The sequence below is a fragment of the Nocardioides sp. AN3 genome (assembly GCF_054653495.1).
In genome coordinates this window covers 69,504-90,333 of sequence record NZ_BAAIGC010000021.1, presented here as the reverse complement: position 1 = coordinate 90,333, position 20,830 = coordinate 69,504, and the positions used below count along the sequence as shown (strand labels likewise).

The window sequence follows — 20,830 nt, the reverse complement described above, 5'->3', positions numbered from 1 at the left end:
GCACCACTGCAACACCGTCGTCACCGACGGCGACTCCTACCGAATGAAGCAAGCCCGAGCGAAGGGAGAAACACGACTCAAAACCAGCTGAAACTCAGCGAGGGGTGGGGACTTTTAGTTGGCCACCAGCGGGGACCGCAACTTGGCCATTGACAGGGGCCAGCTGGTCCTGTGGTCCATCAGAGCGCCCGGACAGTCTGAATCGGCTCGCGCTCACGGTCCGGGCTCTTGGAAGTGACCGACCGCCCGGAGTTCCACGTGCGCACATCAGGTGGGTACGGCTCGCGCTCTACGCACTACCGTAGAGGGCTCCGACCCGCCATTTAGCCCCCTCGGACGGACGGTCGGCGCCGTGGTGACAGGCGCCACCGCACTCGAGCACGGGGTCGGAGCCGGAGTGCAACAGGCTCGGACGCCGTTGTCACAGGACCGACACCGCGTGAGAGTCAGTTCGCGAGCCAGTGGAACTGTTCAGCCGCGGATGCTGCGGGGGTCATGACCGAAGGAGTCACGTTCACCGATGCGGCCGTCCAGGCTGCGGATGATGTGCTCAACTCCCCGTTCCCTGGCAATCTTGTGGCCGGCACAGACGGCTTCGTCCTTGCTGTCGTAGCTGCCGGGCAGATCTTCGCCACCCTCGATCCGGTTGAACCACTTCCCGCCAGAGTGGTAGGTCTCGACATCACCTCGAGGCACGGCCATCCCCCTTCGTCGTGTTGCCGGGCTCTCCCGGTCGGCGACCTGGAGAACGGCGGTACCCAAACAGGCCGCCGCCCATGAGCTCCCCTACTGAACCCGGCACGGGACACCTTCCGCCATCAGCGGCGATTGGCCCGTCCTGATCGTTCCGCGGTCCGCGCGAGTCCAGATGGGTGACCAAGAGCTTCCGGCCGGGATCGCGGCCTGGGCCTCCACCGCGCTCGAAGGTCGAGACGAGGGTGACAAGCAGCTGAAATGACGCACTCCCGGCGTGACGTACCGGCAGGAAGGCCGGCAGGAAGAACAGCGTCAGATGCCAGCTGGTGCATCGAAAAGGTGCTTCGAACGGTCTGGGGTTCGGCGCGGGGGGCATCACCGCAATGGGGGCGGGTCAGAGGCTTGCGCCGGTTGGTGAGTGACGCGCATGATCGTGGGCGGCGGTGCTGGCGCAGCGCCGAAGCACACGTTGCACCAGCCCCCAACCACCGCAGTTTTGCCGCGTCGCCCCGGCAGAGGCGGGGCCCAGAGGAAGGGAGCGACGATGCTTCGAAGTTGGGTGGTTGGCACACTTGTCGCTGCGACGGCGTCGGCCGTCACCGGGCTGGCGCCCGCGGCTGTCGGCCAGACCACGGGCGATGCCCCGGTCCCCGTGGGGAGCCCCGCGAGTCCGTTCTCCCAGAACAAGCAGAACGAACCGACGGTCGCCATCGACGCGGCTCATCCAGAGATCGCGGTGGCGGGGGCGAACGACGAGATCGACATGGAGGCCTGCAACGCCGGCACCGACAACACCTGTCCGTTCACCCCCGGCGTGGGCGTGTCTGGGGTCTACTTCTCCTTCGACAGCGGACACACCTGGACGCAGCCGACCTACACCGGCTGGAGTGCCCGCGCCTGTCTGGGTGCCCCCGGTGATGCTGACCCGGCCTGTAAGCCGAGCGTTGGTCCGATCGGCACGTTGCCGAAGTACTACGAGAACGGGCTGGTCTCTGATGGAGACCCGGCCGTGGCGTTCGGACCGCGGCGGGGCCCGCATGGCTTCTCGTGGAGCAACGGCTCGCGGCTCTACTACGCGAACCTGACGGCGAAATTCTCCTCCGGAGCGTTGCGCGGCTTCGAGGCGATCGCGGTCTCCCGCACCGACGACGTCGGATCGGCCGCCGCCGGGAACGCCGACGCGTGGATGGACCCGGTCGTGATCTCGCGGCAGTCAAGCACCACGTTCTCCGACAAGGAGCAGATCTGGGCGGACAACGCCGCGAGCAGCGCCTTCTTCGGCAACGTCTACGTGTGCTGGGCCAGCTTCCGTGGTCAGGAGAAGGGCAATGCGGCACCGGCTCCGCTGATGGTGGCCTCCTCACGCGACGGTGGGAGCACCTGGACGCTGAAGCAGATCTCCGGCGCGGCCAACAACAGCCAAAACAACCCGCCCGACGGCTGTACCGTCCGGACCGACAGCCGCGGCCGGGCCTACGTCTTCGGTGTGGGCAGCTCCGCGTCGAATGGCCATCAGGCGTTCGAGGTCATGGCTACCTCCGACAACGGGGGCCGCACCTGGAGCCGGGCCCGCCCGGTCTCAGGTCCTGTCACCCAGCCGGGCTTGCTCGACCCAGCCCAGGGCCGCCCGACCATCGATGGCGTGGCTGGCGCGCGCAGCGACCTGGCCCCGGCACCGAGCGTCGACATCGCCAACGGCGCTCCGACCGGTGCCGACGCGACGAACCGCATTGTGATGTCGTATGTCAGCGGCACGATCGCCGCACCGCACGTCGTCTTCACCGAGTCCACCAACCGTGGGGCGACCTGGTCGGCGCCGCGCTCGATCGAGACGGCCGGCGATCGCGGCCTCTACACGGCTCCTGCCATCTCCCCGGACGGCTCGAGGGTGTACGTCGTCTACAACGCGTTCACCACTCCATACCGGACCACAACGACACCCGATCCCCGCACACTGGTCGGCGTGGTGCTCGGCGCATCGGTGGCCGGCGGCTCGACGGGCGCCTTCGCCACACTGCACCGCGGCGAACCGGGCGACGCACGCGGCAGCAGCGCGAACGCGCTCAGCTCGGAGTTCCTGGGCGACTACGTCTACGCGGCAGCCAGCCGCGCCTACGGGGTGGCCGTGTGGAACGACGTCCGTGACGCGGCCGACTGCCCCGCCATCGACGCCTACCGCCAAGCGGTCGTGGACGGGCGGAGCGCAACCGCACCAGCAGTGCAGCAGCTGTGTCCGGCGACGTTCGGCAACTCCGACATCTACGGGTTCACCTCCGCGCCCTAGGCGCCAGCCGAGGCCCGGTGCCCAGCCGCCGACCGCTGGGCACTGGACACCGGTCGTCCACACGCGGACCGGCGTAGTGCAGGCGCGGTCCGATCGACACACGCCCCAGGGCAGCAGGTCCGTCCTCGCGGACCGACCAACTGATTCACCCAGCCGGCAAGCCAGCTAGGGGGGCGCCACGTCAGCGTGCTCGTCGGCTGCGAACCTCACGGAGAGGTCGCCTCGGTCAGTCATCTTGTCACCGGCGCACTGTCAACCCGAGCAGCACAGGGCGTCCGTGACGATGTGTGGGCTGCATTCAAGCCAAGCGTTCATAGCCGCCGCATCTCCATTGACTCGGTCGTGGGGCGAGCGGGGACCGGCGAGCAGTTCCGACCCGGTGTGCGCTTTGGTGAGCACGGCTCGTTTCACGAGGTCGAGCAGTTCGAGGTCGTGTCCGAGGTCGACATCGCGCATGAACCGGTGGAGTTGGAGCGCGGCGCGATGCGCGGCACCTTATTCGCCTACGGCAACGTCGAGATCGGCGGCGAGCAGCGCCTCATCCTCGTCACCGGCGAGCGCCCGGAAGAGCGGCTGACCGAAGTGGAGGTCGATGCCGAGGCAGGGGTTGAGGTCGCCGCCGAGCCGCCGGATGACGTAGGGGAGCCGTGACGCGCGAAATCTGCCTGGCCGCCAACTTTGCTGCCCGGGGGTTCTCCTAGGCGCTCGGGCCCCGGTGCCTCCCCGCCCTTCCGACCTGCGCGGGTGCGCGCGCGGGCGGCGTGCGCGGCCCCTGGGCGAGCCGGGGCGCCGCCCCGGGGCACTGGACTGGCCGCCCTGCGAGCTTCCGCGGTACTGGGAGCCTCACGCCAGGCACGAGCGGCCCCCTGGGCGGCGGAAGAGGGGTCTCCTATACAAGCACTCTGGGCGCCGCGACCCGGATAGGCGCAGGTCCCTAAGCGTGTCTCAGAGGCAGACATCCGGGTGCCGCCTCGCACGTCCCGGGGGGGCGCCTTCACTGTCTGGGCGACTCTGCTTCCGGGCGCTGATGAGCACAAGGAACGACGTCCGGCTAATGACGTGAGTAGGCAGTGCGCTCTATGGGTGCTTCTTCGAGGAGGACGACGGCGAGGTCGTCGCGCATCGCGCCGTGCGGGATGTGGGAACGAACCTGGCCGAGCAGGTCGTCGAGAGCGGTCTCGACGTCGCCGACCTGTAGCTGAGGCGCTAGGTCGAGCAGCGGCAAGAAGGTGCGGGAGGCGTCACGAGCTTCGCTGAGCCCGTCGGTGTAGAGCAGCAGCCGGTCTCCCGGCTCCCACGTGAACGTGCTCGACTGGGGGCGGGGACTCGTGTCGAACAGGCGAGGCAACCCGAGAGGCATCGAGTGCGGTGACTCCAGGAAGGTGGCACTCTTGTCCCGGCGTACGAGCAGCGGCGGTGGATGCCCGCAGCTGACCAGCGTGATGGTCCCTGGCGTGGTCGCTTCGATCAGGAGGACCGTGACGTACTCGCCCTCGGGCAGGAACTGGCTCATGTAGGCGTCCATCTCCGTAGCGACCTCAGCGAGTGGCTGATCCGAGGCTGCGCTCTGCCGGAAGGCCCGGATGGTGCGCGCAGCCTGTTCCACGGCCGGAAGACCGCTGCCCCGCACATCCCCGACGATGAAGCGAGTGTGCCGGGGAGTGAGCGAGTAGTCATAGAGATCACCGCCGACGACAGCATCCTGCGCCGCCGAGACGTAGCGGGTGGCCGTGACCAAGGTGTCGACGCGAGTGGGGATCGTGGGCAGGATGACCCGTTGAGCTGTCTCAGCGATCGCGACCAAGCGCTGGGTGTGCTGCTCGCGACGTACCTGAACTGCGGCAAGCCAGACCGCGGCCAAGCTGATCACGATGACATCGATGAGTCGGATCGACTGCTGCGGGGTGCTCCACGTCTCGTTCCACAAGCCCGACGCGATCACGAGCGCAACCGCGGCTCCACCGAACGCAGCGGTGGCGCGCGGCCCCAGGACCGAGCATGCGATGAGGGGTGAGACCGCGAACAGCGGGTCGGGAACGATGTGAGGGGCGAGAAGCAGGTCCGCGACGACCACCACGGCCAGCCAGGCAACGGCCAAGACCGTCACCGTCCGCGCGGCAGGAACGCGTGTCCTGTCGACCTTCGCCTCCGGGCCCGTCCTGGGGCTACGCGACGGCTGGTCGTCGGCACGCCGCCGCATCGGGGAAAGACCTGGGCTTACCGTGCCTGACGGGCGCCCACGGCCAAGGTGGAACTTGTCCCGGAGCGGGCTTGCTGCCGACGGTACTGGTCGGACATCTCGACGAGTAAGCATGCTCATCAGCAGACCCGCCCGAGTCGCTGCACAGTCGCCTGTCCTAGGGCGGGACCCGCGTCTCGGGAGTGTGTCTCGACCATCAGCCGGTCGAAGCCGGAGCCGTCAGACAGCGCGTTCACGTGCGGCGGGAGGTTCATGCGCGGCACCGTTCTCCCGGGAATGTCGAGCCGCAGGCTCCATCGGTCCCGTGCTTGGGTGGTTCACCGGGAATGCCGCCGCTTGATGCGGTGAACGAGGAAGACTCGGTGCCGCCACGGTACCCCGCGCCCACGGCCGAGGACGAACGTCAGTAGAACCCCGGATGGCACGCGTGGGCAGCGTCGGCGGTCCATGCGACGCTGCCATGGTGCAGAGGACTTGTCCGAGGCGCCAGCCGAAGCGACCTCGCGCGCCAACGCCTGGGCCTCCGTCGCATCGGCACGGGCTTCGGCGGCCTCGGAAACGCTGATCTGAGGTGTCGGCTAGCCGCGGCAGTTCGTCGATGTCTCCGCGGTCGATCGCGATCTGGCAGATGAGGGCGTCGACCTGGGCCTTAAGGTTGGTGCTGGACGAGTCTCCGCGAGGGGACTATGCCGCCTCCGAGCGGTCTCATCCTCGCCTGATCATTCCCACCGCTGCATGCGCCGAACAGGCCGACGTCACCGGGTCCCGGCCTGGCGCTCACGGGTCAGCCGCTTCGACCACTTCGACCCGGCCGTCGAGATGGTGGGCGAAGCACTCCACCGAGCCCAGATCGGCCGCGACCTGGGTAAGGTGGCGGACGGCAGCCGACAGCGTCGGGTGCACGTCGAGGTCCTCACGACCAAAGCGGCACTGCCAGTGGCTGTCGTCGAGTTCGATAGCTCGCAAGAACCATGCCATCCACTGATCGTGTGCCGAGCCCCCATCGGCGCGCAGTGGCACTTCGCCGGAGGCGACAGAGTCTTTGGTCCCTGTCAACGTCGTATCGGTTCAGGAATCCCCGGCTGAGCCTGCGAGGTCGTCGATGGGTCGGTGCTCGTGGATCGGGGCCGGCCTGCTGCGAACCTGCGCGGTTGGTCGCCGTCCGCTCTGTCGTCCCGGAACCGCAACGGAGTGAAGCCGTTGCCTATGTCCTCGATGCAGGAGTGCCTACCGTGCGAAAGGACGTGGCACTCCGGCTTCTGAACTCACTGGAGGTGACGGATCGGGAGACGGTCGATCAGGTGTGGACTGACGAGATCTCGACTCGAGTGGACGACATCCTCAGCGGCACGGTCGAGTCGATCCCGGGGGATCAGGTCTTCGCGGAGCTGGCGCAGCGGCGAGCTGAACGCCGCGCATGACCCTCGCCTTCGACTTCCATCCGGAAGCTCGTGCCGAGTTTGTTGCGGCTGTCGACTGGTACGACGAGCATGGGGTCGGCCTGGGTGAGAAGTTCGAGGTTGCCGTGCGGGCGGGGATCGATGCAGCGGTCGATTCGCCGGCGTCGTGGGCGGTCTGGCCGGGTTGGGAGCGGGAGCCTGTCGTGCGCTCAAGGGGGCGTTAGCGGATTCCCTGTCTGGTCGAGTCGAAGTCCAGTGATTCCGGATGAATGCCGAGCTCGCGCTGCCCCCGATCTACAAGGAGAGCGAACGCATGACCACTGTGTCCTGACAACGCCATCTGCTCGATGTCGTCGGCCAGGCCCATCCCAAGTCCCCAGTCAGTCCGTGGCCGTGGTCGACCGCGGACTGGTCGGCGACATCAGGAGCTGTTCCCAGAAGCCCGCTGTTGCTGGCGACGTTGCCCCGCTATGCGCCGACCCGATGGGGGGCGGCGAGCGAGCACAGCATCGTGACGAGTCGATCGAGGTCCGTCATCGCGCGTTCGTGATCGGGATGGGCGAGGTATTGCAGGATGAGCCCGTCCGCACCGGCCACAGACAGCCGCGCCAACTCGTCAAACCCGATCGCGCATTCCTCGCTCGCGGCGGCGGCTGCTTGCTCGAACAGGTCGCTCGCGACTGACACATACGAGTCGTACTGCAAACGAGCCAGTGCTGTCTCTGACCGCAGCGAGTACGTCGTGAGCTCGTATTGCATGATCTGACCGCTGGTGTCCGATTCCACCAGGTGGCGCCAGTAGTTCATCATCGATTGGCGTAACGCGTGCTCGAAACCGCGATCGAGATCCACGTCCGCGCGCATTACGACAGTGAGGTCGCGGATGACGGTGTCGATCACCGAGCGCAGGAGGCGCTCCTTGGTCGGGAACACGTAGTGCAATGTGCCCAGAACGATGCCCGCTTCGGCCGCCACGGCTCGCAAGGTCAGCCCCGCGACCCCGGTCGCCCGCAGGACTCGGAGGGTCGCGGCGACGATCTGCTCCTCGCGCTCGGCTGCTCTGACGTAAGCCACGGAACTCCTTCTCTCTTTGAATGCCGGAGAACTCTTGCACGCGCAACGTGATCCACCTAACGTAAGTCGGACAACCGACCGAGATTGAGGACGAGATGGATTGCGATGTCGTAGTAGTAGGTGCCGGACTGGCTGGACTCACGGCCGCCCGGAACCTCGTGGCAGCAGGCCAGAAGGTGATCGTGCTGGAGGCCAGGGACCGCGTTGCTGGCCGGAACTTGGGTGGCCATCTGGAGAGCGGCGTTCCTGTCGAGATGGGCGGTCAGTGGATCGCGGAGGCGCACACTGAGGTGCTCAAGCTCGTCGGTGATCTGGGCTTGGAGACGTTCCCGAGCTATGACGATGGCGTTGCTCTGACGCTCTATCGCGGTCAGGTGACGCGGGCCAGCGAGGTGAGCCAGCTCGGACTGACGCTTAATGTCGCTCCTGAGGTCGAGCGCATGACTGGACTCCTCACGGAGTTGGCATCGACCATCTCGCTCTCGGCACCCTGGCTCACCGAGCGGGCTGCCGCCTTGGACGCCATGACCTTCGCCGAGTGGGTGCGTTCGAACACCACCGAGCCCGAGGCCGTCGCCTACTGGCAGGCGCTGGTGCGTGGCGTCTTCGCCGCCGAGCCGTCCGAGCTCTCACTGCTCCACTTCCTCTTCTACGTCAAGTCGAACACGAGCCTGGAGCTGCTCATCAGCACAACCCGCGGCGCGCAGGAGCGGCGAGTTGTCGGCGGCACCCACCAGATCTCCGAGCGACTGGCCGAGGGTCTCGGTGAGGTCGTCCGGCTCGGCAGGCGCGTCACTCGGATCGTGCAGAACGACGAACACGTTCATGTGCACGCCGACGGTGGAGACGTGACCGCTCGGAGGGTCATCGTGACGATTCCGCCTGCCCTGGCGGGCCGGCTTCGCTACGAACCCGGACTGCCGACGCAACGTGATGCGCTGACCCAGCAGATGCCGATGGGCTCGGTCATCAAGGTGCAGATCGCCTACCCGACGCCGTTCTGGCGCAAGGCCGGTCTGAACGGGCTCGCCAGCAACCTCGACAACGGCGGGCTCAGCGTCACGCTCGATAACTCCCCGGCCGACGGCTCGTGCGGGGTGATCGTCGGCTTCTTCGAGGGGGCTGAAGCCCGCGAGGTGGCCGACCTGACCCCGGAGCGGCGCAAGAAGCTGGCCGTCGAGACCCTCATCCGCTTCTTCGGCCCGGAGGCGGCCGAGCCCATCGACTACGTCGAGCAGGACTGGATGGCCGAGGAGTTCACCCGGGGCTGCTACGGAGGACGCCTCGGGGCCGGTGCGTGGACCAGCTTCGGCCCGGCCCTCGCGCAGTCGGTCGGAAGGATCCACTGGGCGGGCGCCGAGTCGGCAGACGTCTGGAACGGCTACATGGAGGGCGCTGTCCGTTCGGGTCACCGAGCGGCTGCGGAGGTGCTCGGAAGCCTCTCCTCGTAGCGCTCGGCGATCACCGGCCCGCAAATGACATCCGGCCAGCCTCCCCGGGAGGCTGGCCGGATCTCGTCGGTCCGGGGCTAGCGTGGCGTGCTGCTGGTGGGCTCGAAGGCCGGCCCGTGGCCGGGCACGATGAGGATCGGCTCCAGTCCCACGATGCGCTCGCGGTGGGCGTGGAGCAGGTCTGCGTTGACCGCGAAGGGGTCCTCCTCCGGGACCGTGGCGGTCCACCACAGGTGGGTGAAGACGACGGGGCCGTCCTTGGTGAGAACGAGCGTGGTGATGTCCTGCTCGGTATGCCCCGGGGTCTGGATGAGCTTCACCCCGGGCGCGACGTCGGCGCCGTCGGCCATCCGGCTGTACCACTGATCGTCCTTGTAGATACCCCACACGTCATGCGTACGGGCGTTCTCGAACAGGGCGATGTTGAGGGCGTGGTCAGGGTGGTGATGGCTGATCACCACGTCGGTCACCTCCGCCGCGGAGAACCCGCGATCGGTGAGGGGCCCGAGGACAGCCGAGCGGCTGCGGATCAGACCTGGGTCGTGGATGATCCGCTGGTCACCGCTGCGGACGAACGAGACCGTCGACGCGACGCTGCCGGTCTCTCCCAATCCACCGAGAGGCCAGGGCGCGTAGCCATCGCTCAGCACACCCCAGTCGTCCACCGCGGTGTCGGGGAGGGTGATGTCATCCATGTGGAACTCCTTCAAGAAAGCGGGGCGGTCCGGCCTGTCGCGGGGCGAGCGTGTCGATCCCGCCCCGCGGCGCACGGGTCACCCCGCGGGGTGCACGTCAGCATCAGGATGAAGCCATTCAACGGCGTCCCGGCGCGAGCGGAAAGTTCTAAACTTGGACCATCGCCGGGCTCATCTTGGGAGACGCTCGGCCTCGTGATCTCGGCAAGTATCTCGATGACGAGTATGAGTTCCACCTGGCGTGTGCAAGCTCAGCCACAACCCGCTACGAGCGGATGTACGGCGGCATCCGCGAGCGGTTCAAGCTGCGCATCCGCTCGAACCTCGACAAGAGGCCGAGACCTACCCCGACGCGCTCGAGGCGCCGGTGCGCCGACCGTCTACCTCACCGGCGATAGCTACTCACTCGACGTCTCTAAGGAGATCGCCTCGCGGATCGCTCCTGTCGACATCGTGGTCATGTACGGCGATGGCGCACGCTTCGCCGACGTGCTCGACGGGGAGATGATCACGATGTCGAACGAGGGCATGGTCGAGGTCGCTCGACTGGTCGGAGCGAAGAAGGTGGTGCCATGGCACACCGAGGGGTGGCGGCACTTCACCGAGGGCACCGACTCCATGCAGGCGGCTTTCGAGGCGGACGGTCTCGGTGATCTCTTCACGCCCGTGCGGGCCGGTGAGACCCTCATCCTAGAGGTCTGACCTCCCGTCAGAGATCGCCTGCCGAGCGGGGGATCTCCTGGTCGATCACCCGTCCAGGAGCCGCAGCGCCAGCGCGAGCGTCACCATCCCGCTCGAGTTGGTCGGGTCGTAGCCGGTGAGCATCGCGATCCGCTTGAGCCGGTAAGCGACCGTGTTCGGATTGACGTGGAGATCCTTGGCCGTGCGGGTCATGTTGAGGTCGTTGCGCACATACGCCCGAAGTGTCGGCACCAGATCCGCCGCGTGCCGCTCGTCATAGGCAACCAGCGGCCGCATCGTCTCCTCGAGCAGCTCCTCGGCGTATTCGCTGTGGATAAGGATCCGGTCGAGGATCACCTCGGAGAAGAGGACGGCGCGTCCTCGCCGACTCTGCGCCGCAGCGACCGCGGCGGCGTCCTGGGCCTCGCGGAAGGAGCGGGGAATGCCGTCCAGGCCCTCGTGCGGCCGCCCCACGCAGACCCGCCAGAGAGGGTTGCGGGAGGCGAGCTCGTGCGCCGCCTCGACCAGGCGGTCGATCTCCATGCTGCTGGCCAGTCGGACCAGGCACAGCACATCGCTGTCGCGTACGCCCAGCAGGATCTTGGCGTCGGCGGCGAGAAGGTCCCGGAAGGTCTGCAACGCCTTCAGGGACTCGCTGCGCATCAACTCCGACGGAACCTCGGTGAGGCGGACGAGCACCACGCCGACTCGGCTCTCGGCCGACAGGTTCAGCCGCGCGAGCTCCACCCGTGCTCGGTCTGAGACAGCCCTGCCGAGCAGCAGGCTCTCGAGCAGGTCGCTGCGCAACACGTCGCGCCCTCGGAAGGCCCCCGCTGACTCCTCCACGTAGACTTGCGCCAGCGTGATCGACAGCAGGTCGACGTAGGCAAAGATCGGCGTGACGAGCTCGAGCGCCCCCTTCTGCAGCGCCGGGTCGCCGGCAGCCTCGTCGAGTATCGCCTGCCAGACCTTCGCACCCCAGATCCGGTAGCTGTGCAGCAGGGACGGCAGGCTCACCCCCTGGTGGACCCGTCGAGAGGCGCTGCGCCGAATGGCCTCGACGCTCGGCCGCATGCCGGCGTCTTCCTCGAGCAGGCCTTCGAGGAGATCGGTGATCGTGAGCAGCGCCGTCGCGACGATGTCATCGGAGAGCGTCAGTCTTCCGAGGCCGCTGTAGTCGACGACCTCCCGCCGGACATCGGCGACGATCGAGCCGGCGAGTTCCTCACGACGGTGCCACAGGCGCTCCGCCAGACGTCGCGCGTCGGCAGACAGTGGCGTGGTGGGCAGGCGGACGGAGGCGTTGCCCTCATCCATGGGATGGCACTCCTTCCGCGAGGTCGGTTCGACGCAGGTTCAGGAAGTACGCAAGGGATGGCATCGGAAGTTGTCGGACTTGCGCTAGCAGGCGCCAGCGGCAAGTGGGCACGATCACGTCCTGACAGTACCGAGCGGTACCCGCCGCGCCGCAACTGGAGTGACTTGAACATGACAACCGTAGAACCGGTCACCGTCCCGACGGTCGATGCGTACGACGACGGGCCGGTCCGCGTCCTGACCATCTCGAACGAGACCAAGCGCAACGCGTTCAGCGGCGACATGGCGACCCGTCTCAGGGAGCTGCTCCTGAACGCGGACGCGGATCCTGCCGTGCGCTGCATCGTGGTCACCGGCGCCGGCACCGCCTCCTTCTCGTCTGGCCATGACCTCGCCGAGGTGCTGGAGGATCCCGAGACCGCGGGCGATCCTGTCGCCAACGCGGCGTTCACTACCCCGCCGCTGCTGGGCACTCCCGTCATCGGCGCGATCAACGGCAACGCGTACGCCGCGGGGTTCATCCTCGCCCTAAACTGCGACCTGCGGATCGCAGGGCGCAACGCCCGCTTCTGCGCCATCGGCGCCAAGATCGGTCTGGTTCCCGTGGGCGGCCAGCTGAGTCGGATCCTCGACGTCCTCACCTATCCCACGGCGTTCAAGTTGCTGGCGACGGCAGCGCCTATGAATGCCGAGGAGGCGCTGGCGTGCCAGTTCGTGGCTGCGATCTGCGATCCGGCCGACACTGTCGACCGTGCCGTCGAGATGGGGAAGCAGATCTCGATGGCTTCGCCGGCCGTGGTGCGTGCCATCAAGACCGGTCTCAGGGTCACCCAGAGCCACGGCCCCGACGTCGGCCAGAGCATCGAGCCGACGCTCGCTGCCGTGGTGCGACCGCTGCCCGACGGACAGGAAGGCGTGGCCTCCTTCCTGGAGAAGCGCGCTGCGGCCTACCCGGATCACCCGCGGAATCTCCAAGATCGCTTGGACGATGCCGTCTCGGCGCAGCTGTCCGGGCAGGTCTGAGGATGTCCCGTGTGCCCGGGTTTCTGCCAGCGAGCGGTGAGCGCGGCCTGAGTGCGCAGACGCGCGGGCGGGGGTCGGCGGCCGCCACGCGGCCAGTCGTTGCGGTCGGGTTGATCGCCACCAGCACCCTGCTCTCGATGAGTGCCTGGTTCTCGGCGACGTTCGTCGTGCCCCAGCTCAGGGTGGAGTGGGGTCTCGGTGCGGCGGAGACCTCGGCGCTGACCATCGCCGTGCAGCTCGGATTCGTGCTTGGAGCCGTACTCTCGGCGGCGACGGGGATCGTCGATGCGGTGCCGGGACGCGTACTCATGTGCATCGGTGGCCTGGGCGCGGCAGTCTGCAATGCAGGCCTGCTCTTCTGCGACGGTGTGGTGTGGGCGCTGCCGCTCCGGGTCCTGACCGGGGTCTTTCTCGCGGGCGTCTACCCACCCGCGCTCAAGGAGGTCTCGACGTGGTTCCTGCAGAGCCGGGGGAAAGCGCTCGGCGTGATGATCGGCGCCCTCACGGTGGGCTCGGCGCTCCCGCACCTGGTGGGTGCGGCGGGCGGTGTCGACTGGCGCGTGGTCATCGCGACGACGAGCCTCCTCTCCGCTGCCGGCGGGCTCGTCGTCTGCGCCGTCCGTGGTGAGGGGCCCTCCCCCTTCCCTCGCCGCCCGGTCAGCCTTGCCGCCGGCTTCCGGTCGATGCGGAACCCGGACGTCATGCTCGCCAACCTGGGCTATGTCGGGCATATGTGGGAGCTCTACGCGATGTGGGCCGGCGTCGGCGTCTTCATCGCCGCCCTGCCGTCCGTCGCGCAGCGCCCGGACGGCGACAGCCTGGCGGCGCTGCTGGCCTTCGTGTGCATCGGCACCGGCGCGGCCGGCTGCCTGCTGGGTGGCGTGCTCGGCGACCGATGGGGTCGTCCGCGCGCGGCCCTGACCGCTCTGGTCTGCTCCGGCGGCACGGCGGTGGTGCTTGCCGCGACGTACACCGCCCTGCCGCTCGCACTCACCATCCTCCTGTGCGCCTTCTGGGGGTTCTGGGTGATCGCGGACTCTGCCCAGTTCTCCGCGATGGTCACCGAGACCGCGGATCCGGACTACGTGGGTGGAGCGCTCTCGCTCCAGCTCGCCTTCGGGTACGTGACAACGATGGTGACGCTGTGGCTGGTTCCGCAGATGGTCGAGCACTTCTCGTGGCGGACGGCACTGCTCGTGCTCGCGATCGGGCCGGCCGCGGGGAGCCTCGCCATGGTTGTAGCCGATCGACGACGATGCGACGCTGAAAGCGCTGACCTGACCGCCCGGCCCGGTTCAGGGACATCCCAATCGCTCCTGGGATAAGTCCTCAGTCTTCCCGTAGAGATCGCCCCGTCAGGATCGGCACCCTCGATGAGCAACCGCGGCCGTTTGCACGGCCGGGGTTGACCACCTCCTGCGCGACGTGCGTGGGAAACTCAGAAGAGAGGTTCGAATGATGGTTGGCGATGAGGAGCGGACATCCGTGATCACCCGCGGTGCCGCACCGGTCGACATCGGTTCCCTTCCCCCGCTCGGCGTCGTACCCGAGCGCATGCACGCGCAGGTCGTGCGCCAGGACCGTTTCGGCGACCCCGCCACGGCCTTTGTCCCGGAGCTTGTGCCCACGCCCCGGATCGGCCCGGACGAGGTGCTGGTCGCCGTCATGGCCGCCGGCGTGAACTACAACAACGTCTGGGCGGCACGCGGCTACCCCGTGGACCAGGTGGCCACGCGACAGAGGCGTGGTGAGCCGGAGGACTTCCACGTCGGTGGTTCCGACGCCTCGGGCATCGTCTACGCCGTCGGCGAGGCCGTGACCGACTGGAAGGTCGGTGACGAGGTCGTCGTCCATCCCGGCGTGTGGGATGGCGATGACCCGTGGATCGCCGCCGGCAAGGACCAGATGATCGCGCCCAGTGCCCGGATCTGGGGATATGACACGAACTACGGATCCTTCGGCCAGTTCGCCCGGGTCCAGTCCCACCAGCTGATGCCCAAGGCCGAGAAGCTCTCCTGGGCCGAGGCCGCCGCACCCACCCTGGTCGGCACCACTGCCTACCGCATGCTCCACGGCTGGCAGGGCAACACCGTCCAGGACGGCGACCTGGTCCTCGTCTGGGGCGGCTCCGGGGGTCTCGGAACCCAGGCCTGCCAGCTGGTCCGGGCAGCGGGTGGTCGGCCCGTCGCCGTCGTGTCCGGTGACGACCGCGGTGAGTACGCGATGAAGTACGGCGCGATCGGGTATCTCGACCGCCGTAAGTACGACCACTGGGGCATCCCGCCGCTCGTCGACGACGCTGCCGGCCAGAAGGCGTGGACCGCCGGCGTGCGCGCGTTCGGCAAGGATCTGTGGGCGATCGCCGGGGGACGGGAAGATCCCGCCATCGTCTTCGAGCACCCCGGCGCCGCCACGATCCCGACGTCGATCTTCCTCTGCGAGCCGGGTGGCATGGTCGTCATCTGTGCGGGCACCACGGGCTTCGACGCTATGGTCGACCTGCGCTACCACTGGACGCGCCAGAAGCGACTTCAGGGCTCGCATGGCACGAACGACGCGGAAGCCTACGCCTACAACGACCTGGTGCGCGCAGGGAAGATCGATCCCGTGGTCGGACGGGTCCTTCCATTCGCCGACATTCCCCGCTCGCACGCACAAATGGGTCGTGGGGAAGAGGTGTTCGGCAACACCGTCCATCTGATCGGCGCCGAGGACCCCACGGCTGGACGCCGCTAGGCCTGATCGGCGAGCAGTCGCTGTGTGACGTGTCGTCTCCCGGTGCACCACCGCTCGGCGGTGGTGCACCGGGAGCCACCGAATCGACGCTCCAGATGGCGTTGACACCTCGCCCGCGTACGTCATCGGTTGTCAGAAGGATGAGGAATCTGATGAGCACTGCTGCGCGCGACATGTCCCGGTCCGAACGCGTCGCTCGGGTGGTCGAGGTCGTCGACGTTCCGCTCGGTGCGGAGCGCGACCAGATCCGGACCCGCGAGACCACTTCCTTCGCCGACCTGCGCGGAAGGATCCTCAACACGATCAGGGACGTGCAGACACTACCGGTGTGATCGGGCTCGAGTCGCTCGTCAGGCCGGTCGGCGTCGCGCAACGGCGGGCCGATGCGGGAACCAGGTCGGGAACGACTGGACGTAGGAGGTCGGCCCCTCGAAGGTGATGTCGCCTCGCGCGACGGCGTCCTTGCAGGTGGTGTGTCCCCAATACAGGGCATCCAGCGTCGACGGCGTTGTCCTGACCACCAGGTCGGGCGCGTCCTCCGTCTGCCCCAGATAGCCCCGGATCGTGCCGTGGCGTGCGCGGAGGTACGCCGCACCCTCGGGCGTCTCGGCGAGGAAGAGTTGGATCGTCATCCGGTCGTTGGGTAGGGCTGCAAGCTCGATGGTCCCCTTCATCGCGTCGAGGACGTCCGACGCGCCTCGTGCCTCGCCACTGCGGAATCGCGAGTCCCACGTCTGGGCCCACTCGCCCAGGGCGCGCAGGGACGGCGCCAGCGCCGCACCGACGGCGGTCAGCCCGTAGCGCTGCTTGCGGCGGCGATCCCGATCGGCCGAGTCGCGACGTTCGACGATCCCGAGTCGTTCCAGGTAGCGCAGGCGGCTCGACAGCAGACTCCTCGACAGGCCCGGAAGGGCCTCGGCTATCTCGGTGAACCGGTCGTTGCCGGCGCACATCTCGCGCACGATGAGGAGCGACCATCGGTCGCCGAGCAGGCGGACCGCAGTGGAGACCTCGTCGAACCCGGCGACCTCCGTCATGCCTGGAGACATCCTCTTGACCTCCCCTCCCCCGAGCCGCGCTGTCGCGAACGGCGTCTCGATCACCGTGCTCGCTGCCGGCGATCCTACGGAGCCGCGGGCCCGCCCGCGACCGTCAACCCGACAAGATCGACGGTCTGGCCCGCGATGATTCGCAACGCTCGGGAGATCCGCGAACAATCGCAGAAATGTCTGGGGCTTCCCTATGGCACGACTCGATTGCAGGAGTGCACTATCACTTTCTACTGTGACGCGGGTCACGGATGCAGCCCCGTGCTGCCGGCACTCGAGGAGGTCTCATGGCAACCGGATCCGTCAGCGACGGTGCGGCGCAGAAGAGTGTGGACGGTGGGGCGGGCCGGCTCGCTGGGGGGCGGCTCGGGACGCTCCAGATCGTCTTCTTCGTCATCGCAGCAGCCTCGCCGCTCACAGTGGTGCTCAGCACCGCACCGTTCTCGATCCGCTTCGGCGGGATCGGCGCTCCGGGAGCCGTGCTGGCGACCGGCGTGGTCCTCATCCTCTTCGCCTGCGGCTTCACCGCGATGTCGAAGTACGTCCGTGACGCCGGCGCGTTCTACGCCTACGTCGGCGAGGGGCTCGGTCCACGCCCCGGAGGGGGCACCGCGCTCATGACGATGGCGGCCTACGGGCTGTGCGTCATCGGCTTCATGGGTTACCTCGGCGTCTTCGCCCAACAGACCGCGAGTGACATCTTCCAGCTCAACCTGCCCTGGCAGTTCTGGTCGCTGCTGTTCGCCGCGATCGTCGCCGTCGTCGGCTACTGCCAGGTGGACGTCGGGGCCAAGGTGCTCGGCGTACTCCTCTCGCTCGAGGTGGGCGTGATCGTGGTGCTGCTCGTCGCGGTGCTCATCCACGGCGGCCCCCAGCATCCCTCCGCTGCGCCTCTGTCGGTCCACAACGTGTTCTTCGCCAAGGGATCCGGAACGTTGTTCCTCCTCGCCTTCGGCGCATTCATCGGCTTCGAGGGGACTGCCATCTACGCGGAGGAGGCCAAGCGGCCCGAACGCTCGGTCCCCCTCGCGACGTACCTCGCCGTGGGGTTTCTGGCCTTGTTCTACACGCTCAGCTTCTGGGTGGTCGTCTACGGCTACGGCATCCACGACGCCTTGGCCGCTGCGCGCAGCGACAACTTCTTGAACATGGTCTTCGCCGAGGCGAATCGGTACGTCGGCAATGGTCTGGTCACCGCCCTCCGCATTTTGATCGTGACGAGCTTCCTGGCGACCGTCATCGCATTCCACAACGCGTGCACCCGCTACATGTTCTCCCTTGGCCGGGACGGCAAGCTGCCGCGCGCCCTGGGGCGCACCCACCCGCGCATGTCCTCACCCCACGTCGCGAGCCTTACTTTGAGTGTGATCACCTACGTGGTCGTCGTCGCCGCGATGCTCGCCCACCTGGATCCCTACCTGCAGCTCGGCACGTGGCTCTACGCCTCCGGCGTGATCGGCGTCGTCGCGGCCCAGGCCATCTGTGCCCTCGCGGTGGTGGCCTTCTTCCTGCGCGAGCGCCGCGGCCACAGTGCGGTGCGCGTCCTCGTGGCACCCGCGCTGGGCTTCCTCGGCCTCGCCGCGGCGCTGTACCTGATGATCTCCAACTTCAGCTATCTCAGCGGCTACACCGCCACGGTGCCCAACCTGCTGATGATCGGAGCCACGCCGCTGTGCTTCGTGATCGGTGCGGTCGTGCGAGGGCGCTCCCGGCGGTTCAGCCAGACCGCGGAGCAGCCGACGACCCTCGTCGGGTAGCCCGACCGGTCAGCGAACCTGCGGAACCAACGCCTTCGGAACGGACACAACATGCAGCTTGAGACTGACTACCTCGTCGTAGGAGCCGGAGCCTCCGGCATGGCCTTCGTCGACGCCCTCATCGAGCACTCGGATGCCGATGTGATCATGGTCGATCGTCGGCACAAGCCGGGTGGGCACTGGCACGACGCCTACCCGTTCGTGCGGCTCCACCAGCCCGCGGCCGCCTACGGGGTCGCGTCCACGATGCTCGGCGGCGACCGGATCGACAGTGCGGGAGTCAACGCGGGCCTGTATGAGCTGTCCTCAGCGGCGGAGATCTGCAGCTACTTCGCCGAGGTGATGGATCGGGTGTTGCTGCCCTCGGGTCAGGTGCGGTTCCTCGGCATGTCCGAATACCGCGAGGTGGCGCCCGGCGACCACCGAATCGTCTCCCTGCTCACCGGCGAGGAGGTGCAGGTGAAGGTCAGGAAGCGGCTGGTCGATGCGACCTTCATCGAGCCGGAGATCCCCGCGACCCGTCCGCCCCTTTATGAGGTCGAGGACGGCGTCCACCTGATGCCACCCAACGACTTGGTCAAGGTGGGGGCCGCGCCAGCTGGGTTCACCGTCATCGGTGCCGGGAAGACCGCCATGGATGCGTGCACCTGGCTCCTCGAGCATGGCGTCGATCCGGACGCCATCACCTGGGTGCGCTCGCGCGACGTGTGGTCGCTCGACCGCGGCTGGACGCAGCCCCTCGACCTCGTGCACGGTCAGGTCCGTTCTGGTGCGGCGTGGCTGCGGGCCGCGGCCGAGTCGAACAGCGGTGCCGAGATGGCACTGCGCCTGGAAGAGGCCGGCGCCTTCCTGAGACTCGATGAGCAGGTCGCACCGACGGCATACCGAGGCGCGACGATCAGCCGCGCCGAGGTGGAGGGCCTGCGGCGCATCCGCGACATCGTGCGCGCCGGCCGCGTCCGACGCCTGACGAGGCAGGGCATGGAGTTCATCAGCGGACACCAGGTCGCCCAGCCAGCCGAGCGGATCTACATCGACTGCACCGCCACCGGTCTTCGCACCATCGAGCCACGCCCGGTGTTCGAGGCCGGACGCATCACGGTGCAGTACGTGACGCCGGGATATGCCTGCTGGAGCGCCGCAACGCTCGGGGTGATCGAGGCGATCTTCGACGATGACGTGCACAAGGAGCACCTCGCGCTCCCCGTCGTCTACACCGGCCACGTCGACGACCTACTGACGTTCACGCACGCCTACCTGGAGAGCGCCGCTCGGCGCAACGCTGTGCCCGAGCTCCGCTCGTGGTCCCGGGAGACGCGGCTGAACCCGGCCCGAGGCCTGCGCGAGCGCCTGACCGATCCGGAGGTGATCGCCGCCCTGGCGGAGTCGAAGAAGTGGAAGGACCTGGCGCTGGAGAACCTCGCGCGTCACACCGCCGTTCCCGTGTAGGGCTGCATGGACACGAAGCGGATCCTTCTGTTCCGCACGGTAGCGCGGTGCGGCTCGATGAGCTCGGCCGCACGCACCCTGCGCCTGACCCAGTCCGCCGTCAGCCAGCAGTTGCGGCTGCTGGAGCGCGAGGCCGGGAGTCCGCTGCTGGTGCGCAGCACGCGGGGCATCGACCTCACCGAGGCGGGCACGCTGCTGTTGCGTCATGCCGACGCGATCTCCGGCGAGCTGCACATGGCGACCGAGGAGCTCGCCACGCTGGCCAACCTCCACGCCGGCAAGGTCCGGCTCATCGCCTTCCCCTCAGCAGCCTCCAGCGTTGTGCCGGTGGCGATCCAGCGACTGCGCAAACGGGCGCCCGGGATCGAGGTCCGCTTCGTCGAGGCCGAGCCCCCCGACGCCAAGAGCGCGATCCAGGCGGGGGAGGCGGAGATCGCCCTGGTCTTCGACTACGGCGACGTGCCGGTGGGCGAGCTGAGCCTGGAGTCCCAGGCGCTCGGGGTGGAGCCGATGTTCCTCATCTATCGGGCGGGGGACACGACTGATGGCGCACCGATCTCGCGTGCATGGTTGGCGGAGCAGGATTGGATCGCAGGCTGCCCCGACTGTCGCGCACACCTGGTCGAACGTTGCCGGATCGCCGGCTTCGTCCCCCGGGTCATGCACGAGAGCGACGACTACGTCGTACTGCAGTCCTTGGTCGCCCACGGACTGGGTGTCGCAGCGCTGCCTCGGCTCGCGCTGACGACGTTCCGGCACCCCGGAGTCGAGGCGCGGCTGATCCGCGGCTTCGGCGAGCGCACCATTTCGGCGGTGTACCGCCCCGGCGCGGAGCAGGTGCCGGCCACCCGCGCCTTGCTGGCGCAGCTGAAGGCGGCGATCAAGCTGGCACTGCGCGAGCCGTTGCCCGCGGCGTTCGATTGTCCACTCGCGCCATGAGTCGACATGCGGCATTGTTGCCATCACTTCTGCTAATGGGTCTCGGCAGCAACTGGTCCCTACCGGCCCCCGCGGCGGT

The 20,830-nt window shown here is 67.9% G+C and carries 20 protein-coding genes; 13 read left to right on the top strand and 7 right to left on the bottom strand.

Annotation, left to right across the window (positions count from 1 at the left end; genetic code table 11):
• Nucleotides 1-471: 471 nt before the first annotated feature.
• A complete protein-coding gene (locus ACYQ1K_RS19990; protein WP_459985013.1) occupies nucleotides 472-702 on the bottom strand; it encodes a DUF2188 domain-containing protein in 231 nt (76 codons plus the stop codon).
• 553 nt (nucleotides 703-1,255) lie between these two features.
• Between ACYQ1K_RS19990 and ACYQ1K_RS19985 the strand changes: the two genes are divergently transcribed.
• The gene (locus tag ACYQ1K_RS19985; protein WP_459985012.1) at nucleotides 1,256-2,980 is read left to right on the top strand and encodes a sialidase family protein; all 1,725 of its coding nucleotides are present in this window, start codon (nucleotides 1,256-1,258) and stop codon (nucleotides 2,978-2,980) included.
• A 381-nt stretch (nucleotides 2,981-3,361) separates the two neighbouring features.
• The gene (locus ACYQ1K_RS19980; RefSeq protein ID WP_459985011.1) at nucleotides 3,362-3,631 is read left to right on the top strand and encodes a hypothetical protein; all 270 of its coding nucleotides are present in this window, start codon (nucleotides 3,362-3,364) and stop codon (nucleotides 3,629-3,631) included.
• A 400-nt stretch (nucleotides 3,632-4,031) separates the two neighbouring features.
• On the opposite strand, the gene ACYQ1K_RS19975 is transcribed toward ACYQ1K_RS19980, so the two are convergent.
• Both ACYQ1K_RS19975 and ACYQ1K_RS19970 read right to left on the bottom strand, forming a co-directional pair.
• Nucleotides 4,032-5,078 carry a PP2C family protein-serine/threonine phosphatase gene (locus ACYQ1K_RS19975; RefSeq protein WP_459985010.1) on the bottom strand — a complete coding sequence of 349 codons (1,047 nt, stop codon included), beginning with the start codon at nucleotides 5,076-5,078 and terminating at the stop codon, nucleotides 4,032-4,034.
• Nucleotides 5,079-5,957: 879 nt separating this feature from the next.
• Nucleotides 5,958-6,158 carry a hypothetical protein gene (locus tag ACYQ1K_RS19970; protein ID WP_459985009.1) on the bottom strand — a complete coding sequence of 67 codons (201 nt, stop codon included), beginning with the start codon at nucleotides 6,156-6,158 and terminating at the stop codon, nucleotides 5,958-5,960.
• 254 nt (nucleotides 6,159-6,412) lie between these two features.
• Between ACYQ1K_RS19970 and ACYQ1K_RS19965 the strand changes: the two genes are divergently transcribed.
• Together ACYQ1K_RS19965 and ACYQ1K_RS19960 are read left to right on the top strand one after the other, a co-directional pair.
• On the top strand, nucleotides 6,413-6,601 hold the full coding sequence (locus ACYQ1K_RS19965; protein ID WP_459985008.1) for an addiction module protein: 189 nt from the start codon (nucleotides 6,413-6,415) through the stop codon (nucleotides 6,599-6,601).
• On the top strand, nucleotides 6,598-6,804 hold the full coding sequence (locus ACYQ1K_RS19960) for a hypothetical protein (RefSeq protein ID WP_459985007.1): 207 nt from the start codon (nucleotides 6,598-6,600) through the stop codon (nucleotides 6,802-6,804). Before ACYQ1K_RS19965 ends, ACYQ1K_RS19960 begins: the two co-directional genes overlap by 4 nt.
• 244 nt (nucleotides 6,805-7,048) lie before the next feature.
• On the opposite strand, the gene ACYQ1K_RS19955 is transcribed toward ACYQ1K_RS19960, so the two are convergent.
• Nucleotides 7,049-7,654: a TetR/AcrR family transcriptional regulator gene (locus ACYQ1K_RS19955; protein ID WP_459985006.1), complete on the bottom strand. Its 606-nt coding sequence runs from the start codon at nucleotides 7,652-7,654 to the stop codon at nucleotides 7,049-7,051.
• A gap of 83 nt (nucleotides 7,655-7,737) precedes the next feature.
• On the opposite strand from ACYQ1K_RS19955, the gene ACYQ1K_RS19950 reads away from it, so the two are divergent.
• Nucleotides 7,738-9,105 (top strand): flavin monoamine oxidase family protein, encoded by a 1,368-nt coding sequence (locus ACYQ1K_RS19950; protein ID WP_459985015.1) that lies wholly within the window; start codon nucleotides 7,738-7,740, stop codon nucleotides 9,103-9,105.
• Between the two features lie 77 nt (nucleotides 9,106-9,182).
• Here ACYQ1K_RS19950 and ACYQ1K_RS19945 read toward each other — a convergent pair whose 3' ends face one another.
• The gene (locus ACYQ1K_RS19945) at nucleotides 9,183-9,800 is read right to left on the bottom strand and encodes an MBL fold metallo-hydrolase (RefSeq protein WP_459985005.1); all 618 of its coding nucleotides are present in this window, start codon (nucleotides 9,798-9,800) and stop codon (nucleotides 9,183-9,185) included.
• Nucleotides 9,801-10,253: 453 nt separating this feature from the next.
• On the opposite strand from ACYQ1K_RS19945, the gene ACYQ1K_RS19940 reads away from it, so the two are divergent.
• The gene (locus ACYQ1K_RS19940; RefSeq protein WP_459985004.1) at nucleotides 10,254-10,502 is read left to right on the top strand and encodes an MBL fold metallo-hydrolase; all 249 of its coding nucleotides are present in this window, start codon (nucleotides 10,254-10,256) and stop codon (nucleotides 10,500-10,502) included.
• A gap of 45 nt (nucleotides 10,503-10,547) precedes the next feature.
• Here the strand turns inward: ACYQ1K_RS19940 and ACYQ1K_RS19935 are convergent, their stop codons facing one another.
• On the bottom strand, nucleotides 10,548-11,798 hold the full coding sequence (locus ACYQ1K_RS19935) for a PucR family transcriptional regulator (RefSeq protein ID WP_459985003.1): 1,251 nt from the start codon (nucleotides 11,796-11,798) through the stop codon (nucleotides 10,548-10,550).
• Between the two features lie 171 nt (nucleotides 11,799-11,969).
• Between ACYQ1K_RS19935 and ACYQ1K_RS19930 the strand changes: the two genes are divergently transcribed.
• The 4 genes from ACYQ1K_RS19930 to ACYQ1K_RS19915 all read left to right on the top strand — a co-directional run bounded on the left by ACYQ1K_RS19930 (nucleotide 11,970) and on the right by ACYQ1K_RS19915 (nucleotide 15,889).
• Entirely contained in the window at nucleotides 11,970-12,821 is an 852-nt protein-coding gene (locus tag ACYQ1K_RS19930; protein WP_459985002.1) for an enoyl-CoA hydratase/isomerase family protein, read from the top strand.
• Nucleotides 12,822-12,823: 2 nt separating this feature from the next.
• Entirely contained in the window at nucleotides 12,824-14,146 is a 1,323-nt protein-coding gene (locus ACYQ1K_RS19925; protein WP_459985001.1) for an MFS transporter, read from the top strand.
• 160 nt (nucleotides 14,147-14,306) lie between these two features.
• Nucleotides 14,307-15,557, top strand: a complete 1,251-nt coding sequence (ccrA, locus tag ACYQ1K_RS19920; protein WP_459985000.1) for a crotonyl-CoA carboxylase/reductase — start codon at nucleotides 14,307-14,309, stop codon at nucleotides 15,555-15,557.
• A gap of 152 nt (nucleotides 15,558-15,709) precedes the next feature.
• Complete coding sequence (locus ACYQ1K_RS19915) at nucleotides 15,710-15,889, top strand: hypothetical protein (RefSeq protein WP_459984999.1); 180 nt, start codon at nucleotides 15,710-15,712, stop codon at nucleotides 15,887-15,889.
• Between the two features lie 18 nt (nucleotides 15,890-15,907).
• Here the strand turns inward: ACYQ1K_RS19915 and ACYQ1K_RS19910 are convergent, their stop codons facing one another.
• The gene (locus tag ACYQ1K_RS19910; protein ID WP_459984998.1) at nucleotides 15,908-16,594 is read right to left on the bottom strand and encodes a winged helix-turn-helix transcriptional regulator; all 687 of its coding nucleotides are present in this window, start codon (nucleotides 16,592-16,594) and stop codon (nucleotides 15,908-15,910) included.
• Nucleotides 16,595-16,893: 299 nt separating this feature from the next.
• Here ACYQ1K_RS19910 and ACYQ1K_RS19905 point away from each other — a divergent pair, with 299 nt between their 5' ends.
• Genes ACYQ1K_RS19905 through ACYQ1K_RS19895 form a run of 3 tightly spaced genes read left to right on the top strand, consistent with a single transcriptional unit; the run spans nucleotide 16,894 to nucleotide 20,751 of the window.
• Nucleotides 16,894-18,363: an APC family permease gene (locus tag ACYQ1K_RS19905; RefSeq protein ID WP_459984997.1), complete on the top strand. Its 1,470-nt coding sequence runs from the start codon at nucleotides 16,894-16,896 to the stop codon at nucleotides 18,361-18,363.
• Nucleotides 18,364-18,414: 51 nt separating this feature from the next.
• On the top strand, nucleotides 18,415-19,812 hold the full coding sequence (locus tag ACYQ1K_RS19900; RefSeq protein WP_459984996.1) for an NAD(P)-binding protein: 1,398 nt from the start codon (nucleotides 18,415-18,417) through the stop codon (nucleotides 19,810-19,812).
• A 6-nt stretch (nucleotides 19,813-19,818) separates the two neighbouring features.
• Entirely contained in the window at nucleotides 19,819-20,751 is a 933-nt protein-coding gene (locus tag ACYQ1K_RS19895) for a LysR family transcriptional regulator (protein ID WP_459984995.1), read from the top strand.
• The last annotated feature ends 79 nt before the right edge of the window (nucleotides 20,752-20,830 follow it).

Excerpts from the sequence above, each read along its gene's own strand:
- ACYQ1K_RS19990 (WP_459985013.1), bottom strand. The coding sequence starts at position 702 with ATGGCCGTGCCTCGAGGTGATGTCGAGACCTACCACTCTGGCGGGAAG.
- ACYQ1K_RS19905 (WP_459984997.1), top strand. The coding sequence starts at position 16,894 with ATGGCAACCGGATCCGTCAGCGACGGTGCGGCGCAGAAGAGTGTGGAC.
- ACYQ1K_RS19930 (WP_459985002.1), top strand. The coding sequence starts at position 11,970 with ATGACAACCGTAGAACCGGTCACCGTCCCGACGGTCGATGCGTACGAC.
- ACYQ1K_RS19935 (WP_459985003.1), bottom strand. The coding sequence starts at position 11,798 with ATGGATGAGGGCAACGCCTCCGTCCGCCTGCCCACCACGCCACTGTCT.
- ACYQ1K_RS19910 (WP_459984998.1), bottom strand. The coding sequence starts at position 16,594 with ATGACGGAGGTCGCCGGGTTCGACGAGGTCTCCACTGCGGTCCGCCTG.
- ACYQ1K_RS19925 (WP_459985001.1), top strand. The coding sequence starts at position 12,824 with ATGTCCCGTGTGCCCGGGTTTCTGCCAGCGAGCGGTGAGCGCGGCCTG.
- ACYQ1K_RS19900 (WP_459984996.1), top strand. The coding sequence starts at position 18,415 with ATGCAGCTTGAGACTGACTACCTCGTCGTAGGAGCCGGAGCCTCCGGC.
- ACYQ1K_RS19960 (WP_459985007.1), top strand. The coding sequence starts at position 6,598 with ATGACCCTCGCCTTCGACTTCCATCCGGAAGCTCGTGCCGAGTTTGTT.
- ACYQ1K_RS19945 (WP_459985005.1), bottom strand. The coding sequence starts at position 9,800 with ATGGATGACATCACCCTCCCCGACACCGCGGTGGACGACTGGGGTGTG.
- ACYQ1K_RS19970 (WP_459985009.1), bottom strand. The coding sequence starts at position 6,158 with ATGGCATGGTTCTTGCGAGCTATCGAACTCGACGACAGCCACTGGCAG.
- ACYQ1K_RS19915 (WP_459984999.1), top strand. The coding sequence starts at position 15,710 with ATGAGCACTGCTGCGCGCGACATGTCCCGGTCCGAACGCGTCGCTCGG.
- ACYQ1K_RS19895 (WP_459984995.1), top strand. The coding sequence starts at position 19,819 with ATGGACACGAAGCGGATCCTTCTGTTCCGCACGGTAGCGCGGTGCGGC.